11 protein-coding genes are annotated in these 13,798 nt (G+C 53.5%); 1 reads left to right on the top strand and 10 read right to left on the bottom strand.

Annotation, left to right across the window (positions count from 1 at the left end):
* Nucleotides 1–38 precede the first annotated feature (38 nt).
* Complete coding sequence (gldA, locus tag LX87_RS03185) at nt 39–983, top strand: gliding motility-associated ABC transporter ATP-binding subunit GldA (RefSeq protein ID WP_111626709.1); 945 nt, start codon at nt 39–41, stop codon at nt 981–983.
* A gap of 49 nt (nt 984–1,032) precedes the next feature.
* Here the strand turns inward: gldA and LX87_RS03180 are convergent, their stop codons facing one another.
* The 10 genes from LX87_RS03180 to LX87_RS03135 form a co-directional block, all read right to left on the bottom strand.
* A complete protein-coding gene (locus tag LX87_RS03180; RefSeq protein ID WP_211325266.1) occupies nt 1,033–1,569 on the bottom strand; it encodes a DUF4136 domain-containing protein in 537 nt (178 codons plus the stop codon).
* A gap of 128 nt (nt 1,570–1,697) precedes the next feature.
* Nucleotides 1,698–2,723, bottom strand: coding sequence for a 3-dehydroquinate synthase (aroB, locus tag LX87_RS03175; RefSeq protein WP_111626708.1), 1,026 nt, complete (start codon nt 2,721–2,723; stop codon nt 1,698–1,700).
* A 90-nt stretch (nt 2,724–2,813) separates the two neighbouring features.
* Entirely contained in the window at nt 2,814–3,962 is a 1,149-nt protein-coding gene (locus tag LX87_RS03170) for a pyridoxal phosphate-dependent aminotransferase (RefSeq protein WP_111626707.1), read from the bottom strand.
* Nucleotides 3,963–4,103: 141 nt separating this feature from the next.
* Nucleotides 4,104–4,583: a hypothetical protein gene (locus tag LX87_RS03165; RefSeq protein ID WP_111627462.1), complete on the bottom strand. Its 480-nt coding sequence runs from the start codon at nt 4,581–4,583 to the stop codon at nt 4,104–4,106.
* Between the two features lie 24 nt (nt 4,584–4,607).
* The gene (locus LX87_RS03160) at nt 4,608–6,074 is read right to left on the bottom strand and encodes a SusD/RagB family nutrient-binding outer membrane lipoprotein (protein WP_111626706.1); all 1,467 of its coding nucleotides are present in this window, start codon (nt 6,072–6,074) and stop codon (nt 4,608–4,610) included.
* A 21-nt stretch (nt 6,075–6,095) separates the two neighbouring features.
* Nucleotides 6,096–9,269 (bottom strand): SusC/RagA family TonB-linked outer membrane protein, encoded by a 3,174-nt coding sequence (locus tag LX87_RS03155; RefSeq protein WP_111626705.1) that lies wholly within the window; start codon nt 9,267–9,269, stop codon nt 6,096–6,098.
* A gap of 13 nt (nt 9,270–9,282) precedes the next feature.
* Nucleotides 9,283–9,507 (bottom strand): hypothetical protein, encoded by a 225-nt coding sequence (locus LX87_RS03150; protein ID WP_111626704.1) that lies wholly within the window; start codon nt 9,505–9,507, stop codon nt 9,283–9,285.
* Nucleotides 9,508–9,969: 462 nt separating this feature from the next.
* Nucleotides 9,970–10,776, bottom strand: coding sequence for a molybdopterin-dependent oxidoreductase (locus LX87_RS03145; RefSeq protein ID WP_111626703.1), 807 nt, complete (start codon nt 10,774–10,776; stop codon nt 9,970–9,972).
* Between the two features lie 86 nt (nt 10,777–10,862).
* Nucleotides 10,863–11,549, bottom strand: coding sequence for a cytochrome b/b6 domain-containing protein (locus LX87_RS03140; protein ID WP_111626702.1), 687 nt, complete (start codon nt 11,547–11,549; stop codon nt 10,863–10,865).
* Nucleotides 11,546–13,708, bottom strand: a complete 2,163-nt coding sequence (locus LX87_RS03135; RefSeq protein ID WP_111626701.1) for a S46 family peptidase — start codon at nt 13,706–13,708, stop codon at nt 11,546–11,548. Before LX87_RS03135 ends, LX87_RS03140 begins: the two co-directional genes overlap by 4 nt.
* Nucleotides 13,709–13,798 lie beyond the last annotated feature (90 nt).

The following is a 13,798-nucleotide window of genomic DNA, read 5'->3' as shown; positions in this document are numbered from 1 at the left end:
TACCTTGCACGTTATCTTTTTGCCTTTTGTCCTGAGCGATGTCCATTCTGGTACAAAACCTGACTAAACTATATACCCGTCCGGGTGCCCCGGCCCAACGGGCAGTCGATGCTATTTCCTTTGCGGTTCAGCCGGGTGAAATCGTGGGGTTTCTGGGCCCCAACGGTGCTGGAAAGTCAACAACCATGAAAATTGCCACGGCTTACCTGCCGCCCACCGAGGGCACGGTACAGGTCAACGGTTTTGATGTCCGCACCCAGTCCGTTGACGTCCGGCGCAATCTGGGGTATCTGCCCGAGCACAATCCGCTCTACCTGGATATGTACGTGAAGGAGTTTCTGCACGTTGCGGGTTCGCTGCACGGTTTGCGGGGCGCGGTCCTGCGTCAGCGGATAACCGAAATGATCGATCTCGTCGGGCTGCAACTGGAGCAGCGGAAGAAAATCGGTCAGTTGTCGAAAGGCTACCGGCAACGCGTCGGACTGGCTCAGGCGCTGATTCATAACCCGCCGGTGCTGATTCTGGACGAACCCACCACGGGTCTGGACCCGAACCAGCTTACGGAAATCCGCCAGGTAATCCGGACCATTGGCCGCGAAAAAACCGTTCTGTTTTCGACCCACATCATGCAGGAAGTGGAAGCCCTCTGCGACCGGGTAATCATCATCAACCGGGGGCGCATTGTAGCCGATGGGCAGTTGAGCGCCCTGCGGGAAACCTCCGACGGCTCGGTTGCCGTGGTGGCCGAATTTGAGCAGGAACTGGCCGACGTATCGGTCCTGAACGAACTCCCCGGCATCCGGCATATTGAAGCAATGGGCGAAAACCGTTACCGCCTGACCGCCGACAGGGACAGTGACCTGCGTGCGGCCATTTTCCGGCTGGCCGCCGATAAAAACCTGACGCTTGTTGGCCTGAAACAACAGGAAAGCAGTCTCGAAGGAATTTTCAGGGAATTAACCAAAACAAATAGCGAACCATAGAGGAGAAAATCCTTATGGTTCGCTAGACGATACGCTGACGGCCAGCCCGCTACTTGCGGGCCGAAGCCATCAAGGGGTACTGGTCGAAAATGGATCGGACAATACCCTTGAAATAGTTGTTCTTGAAGTTGGGATTTCGCGTGACGCGTGACGCATAGCCTTTCCAGATCACCTGGTAAGTTTCCGCATCGATCAGTGAAATCATCAGAGTACCTTCGTCGAGGTTGTAATCAATCCGTTTATAGGTTGCATCTCCGTCTTCGCTCACCACCCAGTCTCTGATGACCGGTTGCTGATACCCCCGGAAACGTAGATCGTTCCGAAAAATGTTGTAGGAAATAAGCAGGTTTGGAGACCGGTTGGCTACTTTATAGCCGCGGGCTTCCATCTGATGGCGAATGGCTTCCTGAATATCCGAGCAAAGTAACGTTGAGTCGATGTACTCACATTCCAGAAAATTAAAAGACTCGTAATTTTTAAAATGCCCCTCGTAGCTGTAATCGTGTTCGACAAATAACTTTCCGGGCATGCAGCCAGCAAGCGAAACCACAGCCAGCAGCACAAGGACGCCAATAAAATGTTTCATAAACGGACTGTTTTACGGGGTTGTAAAGTTGACACTTATAGACAAAACTGGTTAGGAAAACAATACTTGAATTAATTGATTTTCTGTCTGTAAGGTTCAAAAAACCGCGTGAACGGCCCGCTTACAGTTTAGGTTCGATAGTACTCCAGTGCCCGGCTCATTTCGGCTTTTGTAACCGGCACATCATAGGCGCAGCTTCCCGGTCCGTCGAGCAGGGCCATCCGCACCTGACCATTCCGGTTTTTCTTGTCCTGCAACGTCAGCGCCAGCACCGGTTCCAGATCTGTATCGGCGATCGTGACCCGGCCGTAGACCGCAAAAAGGTACTCCTCAATCTGCTCGAGCAACCCCGCCTGAATCATGCCTTTCCGATGGGCAATAAACGCTTCGGCAATCATGCCGGCGGCAATGGCTTCACCGTGCAGCAACCGGCGCTTCGGATCGGCCAGGAAATGGGTTTCGAGCGCATGACCCAGCGTGTGACCGAAGTTTAATATTTTACGAATGCCGCGCTCAGTTGGATCTTGCCCGACAATATTTTTTTTAATCTCCACCGAATGCGCCACCAGATCATTCCAGTCCTGATCGTGCAGATCACGACGACGGATTATGTTCCATTTGGCTCCATCGGCAATCAGGCAATGCTTGACGATTTCGGCAAACCCCGACCGCAATTCCAGCTCCGGTAACGTCTGAAAGAAAGCCGTATCAATCAGAACCGCTTCCGGCAGTTTAAACACCCCAATATGGTTCTTAAATCCGTGAAAGTCAATACCCAGCTTCCCGCCCACACTGGCGTCAACCTGCGACAGCAAGGTGGTCGGAATCTGGATAAAATCGATGCCCCGTTTGTAGGTTGCCGCGCAAAAACCGCCTAAATCTCCAATTACGCCCCCTCCCAGATTAATCAGCAGGGCGTGCCGGTCGAACTGCGCGTTTGTTAACCCCTGCCAGACGGTTTCGCAGGTGGCTAAATTCTTGTGTTGCTCACCCGCCGGAATCGTAAAAATTTTATGTTTCGGTAAAAAATTTTTTATAGCCGGATAACAAAAACGTTTCGTATTCGTATCGACAAGAACGGCAACAGCCGAATAATTATGCTGTTGAATAAAAGTGGGCAGACTTTCGGCCAGGGGAGAAATCAGAACAGACATAGGAAGTTATAAAAAGAAATCGCTCCCAAAGGTAAAACTTCGGCAGCGATTTCAACTCACCTGATCCAGGACTTTCAGTCCGGAGAGCACTTATGAAACAACTTTCAGCGCATCGGCGAAGGCTTTCATCTGATCCATTGTTCCGAGGCTGACGCGGCACCAGAACTGGCCGTCGAATTTCCACTGGCGAACGCTTACGCCGTTGTCCATCATCTTCTTGGTGAAATCCTCCCCTTTCATCCGGATCGGGAACAGGACGAAGTTGGTGCCGGACGGCAGATACGTGTAGCCGTTCTGTTTCAGCGTTGCATACAAAAACTCGCGGGCTTCCACTCCTTTGCTCAGCGAATACTTGATGAATTCGTCGTCTTTGAAACAGGCCAGCCCCGCCCGCAGCGTTGTCATGCTAAGGTTACCGGCGCCCCCACCCCATTTGGAGATGGATTTGAGCATGTCGGGCTGACCGACCAGGTACCCCAGCCGCAGCCCGGCCATCCCGTAGATTTTTGAGAACGTCTTGGCCACCATCACGTTCTGGCCTTTCCGGATGTTCTCAATTACCGTGTATTTTTTCGGATCGCCCGTGTAGTGGATGTACGCTTCGTCGACAAACACCGGTTTTTTGGCCGAAACACGGTCCACAAACGCCCGCAGGCTCTCCGGATTCATCGTCACGCCCGTTGGGTTGTTTGGGTTGCAGAGGTACACCAGACTCGTTTTATCGTTCATGCGCTTCTCCATTTCCTCCAGGTTGTGGTCGTAGGTGCCGGAGGTCAGCGGTACTTTGTCCCAATTCATACCGTGCATCACAGCCGCCCGAACGAGCTGCTCATACGTCGGATCGGCCGACAGAACACTGCCACCCGGATTCTTGTGCGAAAATTCCAGCGCCGTAGCGTGCAGCAACGAACCTGACCCGGACGAAAGCAGAATCTGCTCGGGCGAAACCCCTTCTTCTTCCGCAATCATTTTCTGCAACTGCATACTGTACTGAAACGGATACAGAAATCCGTCCGGAGCCGCTTCGGTAATGGCTTTCAAGGCCTTGGGCGACGGACCATACGGGTTTTCGTTGGACGACAAACGGGCCTTCAATGCGCCTTTTGGCGTGGTCGGCGGCAGGGTGCCGGCCAGCTCGGGTTTGTCCAGCCAGGGTTCACAATAGGCGGCTGGAGCAGCGGCTAAACCTACACCGGCCAGTAAGCCAGACCGGAGCCATTCGCGACGATTCAGAGACATAGTTGAGAATTGGTTAGATGTTTGTTATTTTAAATGGGTTTATAAGTGGTGATCAGCCGTTCCTCTTTCCTCCGTCAATCAGGAATCTGACGACTAAAAACAGAAAGACGAACGACTGACCGGTGGTAGGTCTGAATGGGTTTACTTTACGCCCTGTACCCGCGACAAACGGGCAAAGGGCTGTCCTTTGTATTCACCGGCCCAGGTCAGTAAAACACTGCTCCCTACGGCGGGTGCGGCAATGCCCAGTTCGGCCCAGGTTTTGGTCAGGGTAGCCAACCCGTTGTTGTCGGTTTTCAGATCCGCCAGCGTCGTTCCATCCCGTTTGGTCAGTTTGAGGGCCAGCGAAGCCACCGGAATCGAGTCAATACCCACTTTATAATCCAGAATACCACTCTTGTCGAGTTCATAGACCCTGACGCTCATGGTTACCGGTGCCGTAATGGTTTGCGACACCACGGGCTCGGCGGTTTGCCCACCCCCGTCAGCAGCACCCTGAATCACCACCAGCACGGGTGCCACCACCCGATCAACAAACGGATCTTCTTTTTTCTCACACCCCGCGAGCAAGCTACCTACCACAAGTAACCCACTCAATATAAGACCTTTATAGCTATTCATAAATAACATCACGGTTTATTATGATTATTTCTCAACCCACCACAACTTCGTCTTCATATCGTCGGCTCCACCCAGGAGCGAGATTCCTTTGTCTAGGCCGGCTTTGTTCAGCGAATATTCCGAGGTGGGGTATTTCAGACGGGTTGGCATTACACCGTCATTGGCGAACACAGCGCGGGAGTCTTTGGCGGGAAGCGCCGGTAAGCCCGTCCGACGGTATTCGGTCCAGGCTTCAATGGCTTGTCCGAACAGCGAAATCCACTTCTGTTCCAGAATGGTTGCTTTGGTCGCCGGGCCTATTTTAGTCAGGTAACCCGCCGGAACCGTCAGACCGTATTGCTCAAAAGAAGCCGTAACACCTTTCTCCAGGTACGTCTGCGCACTGCCGGGGATGTCGCCGTCGGCAGCCGCTTCGGCCAGAATCAGGTTTAGTTCCGAGTAGGTCATGAGCACGCTGGGAGCCGTGGCCTCCGTGAAATAATTGCCCAATAAAGAACTGGTTCCCAGGTAAGCCGTGGCCACCGCGTCGGGCAGGCCGTTGGCGTGACCCTCGTATTTACCCGCACCATTCGGCTGAGCGTAGACTTTAATCCGGGTGTCGCCCAGTTCATTGAGCCGGTCAGCAACGGTTTTGCCGATGTTCCAGTCGGTTCGGCCATCCTGAATCATCACCTGATGCCACTCGTTGTTGCTGGGCAATACCGCCGAGTTCGCCAATCGGGCGTTGTCGGCATTGCTGGTAAAAATGGGATACCTCGTGGCATCACCCAGAATCTCGGCCATGATCGCTTTCGATTCGGCCGGTTTCTTGGCCGCCTGGCGGTTGGCTAGCCGCAGCCGGAGTGAGTTGGCAAACTTTTTCCACTTCAGAATATCGCCCCCGTAGAGAATATCACCCGAAATGGCAGGCCCTGTGACCGTCAGCTTTTCGCTGGCGGTTTTCAGGTCAGCCAGAATACCGGCATAGACGGCTTCGACCGGGTCGTAGCTCGGCGTGTAGTTTGGCTCGGCAGCCGTCCCTTTCAGAGCCTCGCTATACGGGATGGGGCCGTAGGTATCCGTCAGCAGCGAAAACACCCAGGAACGCATCACCAGCGCCACACCTTCGTAGTTCGGGTTTTCGAACTGGCCACCCGGTCCCGACAGCGTAATAATCCGCTGGAAGTTCACCTGGGCGTCGTTGAAAAATCCCTTCCAGTTGTTGGTGTAAAAACCAACCGAAACTTCGTAGTTGTCGCCTTCGTTCGAGTAGATGTTGCGGGTCAGGTACTGCATCCAGCACATGGCTCCATCCAGATTCAGTCGTTCGAAGCGGGTGCGAACACCCCAATACCGGTCAATGGAAGATTCGAGGGCATACGGCAACAGATATTGGGGAGAGATGGAAGTTGGATCGTTCGGGCTGACGTTCATCTCGTCGAAATCCTTCGTGCAGGACCCCGCCAGCGTCAAAACCCCCAGACTTATGAAAGCGGCTTTTATGATCTTCATAGATAAAATCTTTTTCCGGAATTAGAATGACAGACTCAGGTTGGCACCGATGCTGCGGGAGCTGGGCAATTCGCCATACGCAAACCCCTGCTGATTTCCGCCGAAACGGTCCACCTCAGGATCGACATGGGTGGTGTTCTTGAACAGCATGAGGAGGTTCCGGCCCACCAGCGAAATTTTGGCCGAACGGAGTTTAATCCGGTTCAGGAAAGCCGGCGGAATCTGGTAGCCCAAGGTAGCCTCCCGAAGTTTGACGTAGCTGCCGTCGTAGATGGACGCTTCGTGGTAGCTGCGCGGGTTGTTGTATCCAATGAGGTTTTTGGCCGGTACAATAACCGTGTTGGGAATGTAGTTTGGATTTTCGGCGGTTCCGGCGTTGTAAACTCCTTTGCCAATAACCCCTTCCTCGCGTCCGATGGCCGTTTCTTCGTACTGACCGGTCCAGCGGGCGGTTCCGGTTCCTTCGTCGAAGAAGTCGCCACCCCATTTCACGTCAACCAGTGCGGAGAGCGAGAACCCCCGGTATGAGAAGCTGTTCAACCAGCCACCCGTCCATTTGGGCTGAATGTTGCCGAGGATGCGGGGCGTCGACGAAACGACTGGATAGCCATTGGCTCCGTAGATAATCTGTCCGTCGGGTGCGTGCTCGAAACCGACTCCGTAGAAGCTTCCGTACGGTTGTCCTACCCGCGCTTCCGTAATCAACCCCTGGCGGGTCGTCAGCGTGTAGGTGGTCAACCCTTCGGCCAGTTCAATCACTTTGTTGCGGTTGCGCGAGAAGTTAACCGTCGTTTCCCAGCTAAACCCGGTTCCGGTTTTGACGGGCGTACCGGTCAGGACGATTTCAAGACCTTTGTTGGAGATTTTACCGGCGTTCAGGATTCGCGAGTTGTAACCGCTCGCCTTGGAGATTTCAACGCCCAGAATCTGGTTACGCGACAACTGATCGTAGTACGTCAAATCCAGCCCGACGCGTCCTCTCAGGAAACGAACATCCAGTCCCAACTCGGTTCCGGTTGTAATTTCCGGTTTCAGCGTGGCATTAGCAATGGTCGTATTTTCGTAAAACTCCGGTGTTGAACCCGCCCAGGACGTTCCGGCCCGGAAGGTTTGCAGTAACTGATACGGCAAGGCATCGTTCCCCACCTGCGCCCAGCTCGCCCGCACTTTCCCGAAGGAAATCAGGCTGCTCTGAACGTTCAACAGGTCCGTGATGACGGCGCTGGCCGATACCGACGGGTAGAAATACGAACGGTTGTTGGACGGCAGCGTACTCGACCAGTCATTGCGGGCTGTTGCGTTCAGGAAGAGGGCATTTTTGTAGCCCAACTCGAACGACCCGAACACGCTGTTTACCTGCGATTTCTCGATGCGGCTTTCGGCGGTATTCCGGCTGGGGTTGGCATTGGAAGCATTGTATAAACCGTCTACCACCAGTTCACCCACGTTCAGATAATTGCGTTTGTAGTAATTGGTCCGCGAAATACCCCCCGCCTGGATGTTCGTCGTAAAATTTGTGCTGAGGGCTTTGTTGAACGTCAGGATGGCATCGTGGTTGGTTTCCTGCCGACGCAGCACTTCTTCCGAGAAAGCACCCGGCGTCCGGTTTCCGTTCCGGACCCGCTCAAAGTTGCTGACGCTGATCCGCGTATCCGTCCACACATCGGTTCCGCTCCGAACCATCAGGCTCAACGAAGGCAGGATTTTATAATTCAGGGCAATGTTGCCCACAACCCGGTCTTTCTCGTTGTCAGACGGCAGCATTTCTGACGAAAAGAATGGGTTGGTAAAGAAGGTGTGCTGCCAGTTCGGTGGATCGGTGTCGGCGGGTTTACCGGGCAGGGCGCGCTGAATGTGAACGCTCGTGTAATCGCGCCAGTTGCGGAGCTTCGCCCAGTCGTTTTGCCGGTGCGACCAGATAAATTCCTGCCCGTTGCTGTAGCTCCGGTTACCGCCCGATTTAATGTATTCCGCCGAGATGGTCGCGCTGAAGTTCGACGTAAAGTTATACGCCGAGTTCAGCTTGAAATTGTTGCGGTAAAAGTCGTTAAAATAAACCAGTCCTTTCTGATCAAGACGGCCAACCGACAAGCGAAAACTGCCTTTGTCGTTTCCGCCCGAAAGCGCCACACTGTTGGTGATACTCTGACCGGTTTGCCAGAAATCTTCCCAGCCGTTGGGATTGGGTGTCAGCGGAGCCACGTCTTTGCCCGTCCACCAGTGGCGCACCAGCCGCCCGTCCATTGGACCGCCCCAGCTTTCGTCGGTGCCTTCTGTACCGGTCAGCGGAGCGTTGGGGCCGTAAGCAGCCCGGTATTGTTCGATTTCCAGCGGATCGGTAATGGCGCCCGACCAACCGTCGTTATACCACGTGCGGTACCCGTTTCCACCGCCGTAGATATTCTGGAATTTCGGTTTGATCCACGGACGCTCGAACGTGACGTTGGAGTTGATCTCTACCCCGATGCCCTTCGTTCCGGCGCCGTTTTTGGTCGTGATCAGAATAACCCCGTTGGCCGCCCGCGATCCGTACAGAGCCGCTGCGTTAGGGCCTTTCAACACACTCATTTCCTTGATGTTGTCCGGGTTTACTTCCGAAATACCGGAACCGTACGTCTTGTCAAACGATTGCTGAATCGGAACCCCGTCAATAACAATCAGCGGCTGGTTGTTGCCCGATACCGACGAAGCGCCCCGAATCTGAATCGTGGAGCCGCTCCCCGGACCACCGTTGGAACTGACGCGCAAACCCGCCACTTTGCCGGACAAGGCATTGACCACGTTTGACGAACGGGCTTCGGTGAGCGACTGGCCTTTGATTTCCTGAACACCGTATCCCAGCGATTTCACTTCTTTTTCAACCCCGAAAGCCGTCACCACAACCTCGGCCAACGATTTCACGTCCGATTTCAACGTCAGTTCGAGCGTTGAACGATTACCAACGGGTACTTCTTCCGTCATGAACCCGATGGAGCTGATTATTAATGTGGTATTGTCACTGGGAATTTTCAGGCTGAATTTGCCTTCATTGTCGGTTGTTGTACCGGTCGTACTGCCTTTAACCACCACATTGGCCCCCGGAAGCGGGCCTTCTTCTGCCGCCATGATCGTCCCGGTAAGCGTGCGAATCTGAGCGGTGGCAACGACCGTGGATAGCCAGATCATCCCTACTATCAGAAGTAGCGTTCTCCTCATAAATCAGCTTAGGTTAAAAATAGAAAGATGGATAGTTGAAAAGATCCGTTGTCATGCAAACCCGGTGCGTCGGACGGCCGGACACTGGCCGCTTCGCCGAACCGTCTTTCGCAGCCGGGCGCATGGCAATGGCTGATAACCAGACAAATCTGGCATTCAGTCTCGTAATTCGCTCGTTCCAGAACCGGTGGTGCGCAAAGACAAAGCGCAGCCCGGCCACACAGAACGTTGGCGACATATCAGCATTTTTGGCTAAACGGAATTATAAGATCTGCACTGGTTGTTCAGGCAGATTCTCCGAACATCTTGCTTCAGGCAAGACTATTTCATTCGGTTTGAGACAATCCGGTAGTGCGGCCAGCGGATAGCCTCAGTGGAAAGATGAGATCACTGTGGTTTGTTGATAAACCAAAATTAAGCAAAACATTATTTCTACCAAATTTAATGGCTATTTTTTTACTTATAAACGTATAAAATTTTTAAATACTTATCATTTACCAAATACATCCATTAAATTGATAAAACAATTTCACTATATAATACAAATTTCACGTATCCATTATCACATTAGCGACCATAGCGATTGTTTAAAGAGAGAATGATAGATCATCCCTCTTCAAAGAACGCCAATATTTGAGTGGCTTATTAGTACTGATGGGTTCAAAAGACCTCGCAGGCCGGATATAAACCAACCGGGCAATTATAGCCCAACGTGGTAGTCGTAGCCCCGTTCGGCCCAGAAGTCGCGGGGGCGTTCGTCGCTGAACCAGATGCTGCCGATGCGTTTGAGGTTTTTAACGCCGTATTTTACCGGGATGATCAGCCGGAGCGGGGCGCCGTGCAGGTCGGTCAGTGGCTCATCGTTCATTTCGTAGGCTAGAATCGTCTGCGGGTGCAGGGCGCTGGGCGTGTCGATCCCGACATAATAGCCGCCATCGGGGGTTTTCATCCCGACGTACGAATACCACTCCTCCGACCCGTCTTTTTTCCCAAGCTGGTATTTCTTCACAAACTCGGCAAAGTTCACGCCCCCCCAGTGCTGAATCTGGCTCCAGCCTTCGATGCACTTGAATTGAAAAATAATTTCCTGCTTCGGCAAGGCTTTTAGTTCGTCCAGTGAAATGGACAGCGGTTGCTGACCGGGCCGTTCCACCTGCAAGCGCCAGACGTCTTTGTCAAGGGCGCTCCGCAAACCGTCTTTTCCGTTCACCCGAACGTTTTTAGCGGCCATTTCTTTGGGAAAAGTCGGGGCCAGGTGGGCGTTACTGAAATAACCGTTGGCAAGCTGCTCATTCGTGTTTAATACCTTACGAAAAACCTTCGGCAGACCGGCTTCTTTCGGTTGCGACCGAATCCATTTCCAGACGCCATACGGTACCAGACTCGCCAGCCCGAACCAGCCGAACGCTTTCAGCATCCGGCGCCGAATCTGCTGATCGGTGGCCAGTTCCTCGCGCTCCGGTTTTTTGCCGGGCCGTTTTTCATCAGGATTGTCTACTGTCGCCATAAAATAAGGAATGGTTTCGGGCTAGTTGCCAGCCACGCATTTACGTTCCGGGGCTACTGGATAACCCACTCCCGTTGCCTGATTGTTCAGTCGGCCGAACGGGAAGGTGTCTTTTCGGGCAAACGGTTCTTCACTTCAAAGCCGGTAATCATCGACTGAAAATTGTTCCAGCCCGCCCGGATGACCTGCGCGACGTGAATGACGAAAAATAACACGTATCCAACCGTCAGGACAAAATGCCACATCCGGGCCGTTTCATACCCACCGAACAAGCTGGTCAGCCACGCGAATTGCGTGGGTTTGTAGATGGCCAGCCCCGTCAGCAGAGAACCCAGCCCCATCAGGATGATTAGGGTATAGACGATACGCTGGGCACCGTTGTATTTGACCTGCGGAGGAGCCGTTTTGCGAATGCCCAGATCGTGCAGAAGTACCTGTCCGGCTTCCCGGAGCGATTGCCGATTGGGCACCAGCAGCCGCCATTCGCCAGAAATCAGGGTGTATAGCACGTACAAAATACCGTTAATGGCAAACAGCCACATGAATACAAAATGCCACGACATGCCCTCGGCCAGTCGCCGACGCAGCTTCAGCGCCTGATAAAACGAATCCGGAAAAAACTGAACCAGAACCGTATCGCCAATCTGAATTTTGTACGGGTCCCAGGCCCAATAGATAAGCAAACCGCTCCAGATCATGGCAAATAGGATCGGGACGTTGAGCCAGTGAAACCAGCGAATTGCCAGAGGATGCTTGTGAATAATCTGCTTCATTTCCCGACCAGTTCCTGCACCAACCGGGTCGCCTTGTAGATATACCGCATGGAGGCCACGATAGCGCCGGTATTGACCGATACCGTCCGGTTTTTATCGGGAACAAAAATAAAGCTTCCCGGCAAACTTTCCATGTTACCGTCGAAGGCCAGCCCAACGGCTTCGCGGTTTTTATTGATCAGCGGACTACCCGAGTTACCGCCGATGATGTCGTTGGTGGAGATAAAACACATCGGCTGCCGCAGCAACTCGGCGGGAGGGTTGAGCCAGCGTTTGGGCAGCGACCACGGAAATTTGCCGTTGAACGAGTAATACCGGTCGTACAAACCCGCAAACGTAGTTTGATACGGTGCAATCGTTCCGTTATAGGGAACGCCTTTTACAACGCCATCGTTAATCCGCAGCGAAAAGGTAGCATCGGGCGGAATCGCGGTCCCGTATACCTCATAGAGCAACCGCCCGAGGTTACTCCGCAGAACCGCCTGTCGCCGGTTGATTTCCTGCGTGGCGGATGCGGCTTTCTGGTAGCGCGGCACAGCAATCCGGGCCAGAGCCAGCAGCGGGTCGTTATCAGCGCTGATAGCCGCCGGACCTTTGGTAATCAGGTCGTTGATATAGCCCTGATCATTCATTTTGGTCGTATTGAGCAGATAAGCAGCCGCTTCTTTGGGTGATTTCCCATTCAGGGCCGCCTTTACATACGGATCGTCGTTGCCCAAAGCCGCCTGCACTTCCCCCAGGTGAGCAGCCAGATAGGCTTCCTCCAGCGAACGGTCGGTTAGCCTGGGTGTCTGCAACAATTCCTTCATCTGCTCGGCCCGACCGGGAGCCTGACGGGCGGCTTCGGCATACATGGCCAGCAAATGCGCAAACACCAGCAAATCGCCCCGGGCCAGTTCCAACGGTGCCAGGTAGGTATTGTCTTTGTAATGTTTCCGAAGATCAGCTACATTATTGGCAAGGTCGTCCCACAATTTGAGGTTGATATCAAGACGGGAAGCGGCCGTTCCGGCGGCTGTTTCATTGCCGACTCCCCCACTGCGACCCGAACCGGTGCTTACTTTCGACTGGCCGCGTCCTGCTTCCAGCCGTTGCGCATCGGCTTTAAACTGCTGCTCGAAAGCCGCTTTCCGGGCAATCAGGTACGGATCGCGTAAGCCATCCAACTGCCCGCCATACGCTTTGAGGCTATTCTCCAGACTAAAAATCTCATTCTGGATGCTGTCGTTTTTGGCTTTCGCGTTGTAAGCCCGCAAGGCATCGGCCCGGTTGCGGAGCAGTTGCACAACGTACGAAATTTTCAGATCGCGGTCCAATTCCAGTTCGGCCACGGTTTTCAGGCGCTCCGTACTGCCGGGGTTCCCGGTGACAAATACGGGCTCTCCTTCCTTAATTCCGTTCGGATTAAACTTAAAGAAATGAGTCGTTCGAAGCGGCTTGCCGTTGTCATACACCCGGAAAAACGAGAAGTCCAGCGCGTAACGCGGGTAAGTGAAGTTGTCGGGATCACCACCAAAAAAGCCAAGCTGCAATTCGGGCATCAGCACCAGCCGAACGTCGTTGTACCGCTTGAAACCGTAGAGCGAATACCGCCCGCCGTTATAGAACGTAATGGTTTGCAACTCCAGCCCTTTCCAGTCGGCCTGACTGCCGTATTCCTGCTTGATGGTCGCAAATTCGCGCTCCCGGAGTTGCAGTTGTTCGGTTTCAGACTTACCAAGGGCCATCGTAGCCTGCACCCGGGTCGTAATGTCCTCAATTTTTACCAACTGATCGACATACAGATTCGGCACCTTGCGTTCTTCGGCCAGCGTTTTGGCAAAAAAACCGGTATTGTTTAAATCCTCGCCTTTCCGTTGCACACCCGTACCCGACTCGCGGGCGCAGTGGTGGTTGGTCATGACCAGCCCATTGGCCGACACGAACGAAGCCGAACAGTAATCCGCAAACCGCAACGACGCGAGCCGAACCTCGTCAAACCATTTCTGGTCCGGTGTAAAGCCGTAGGTTTTCTGGAAGTACTCCCGGGGTGGCGTGTCGAACGTCCACATTTTCCCCATATCGAACTGACCGGCTTTCACCGTATCGGGATTCAACGTGGTCTGGGCCGAAACGGTGAACGTTTGAGCAAGTAGTAAAGCGGTCAGCAGGAGCCTCATCTCTGAACGGGGATTATGCGGATCAAGGGATTCATATTGGTTACAGGCTTGGCGAACGAAAGGATACACTACTCGTAGTTACTCCTTTCA

Source organism: Larkinella arboricola, from assembly GCF_003259745.1.
GTDB classification, from domain to species: Bacteria; Bacteroidota; Bacteroidia; order Cytophagales; family Spirosomataceae; genus Larkinella; species Larkinella arboricola.
The sequence above is the reverse complement of the archived record's forward strand: the minus strand, read 5'-3'. Positions and strand labels throughout refer to the sequence as shown.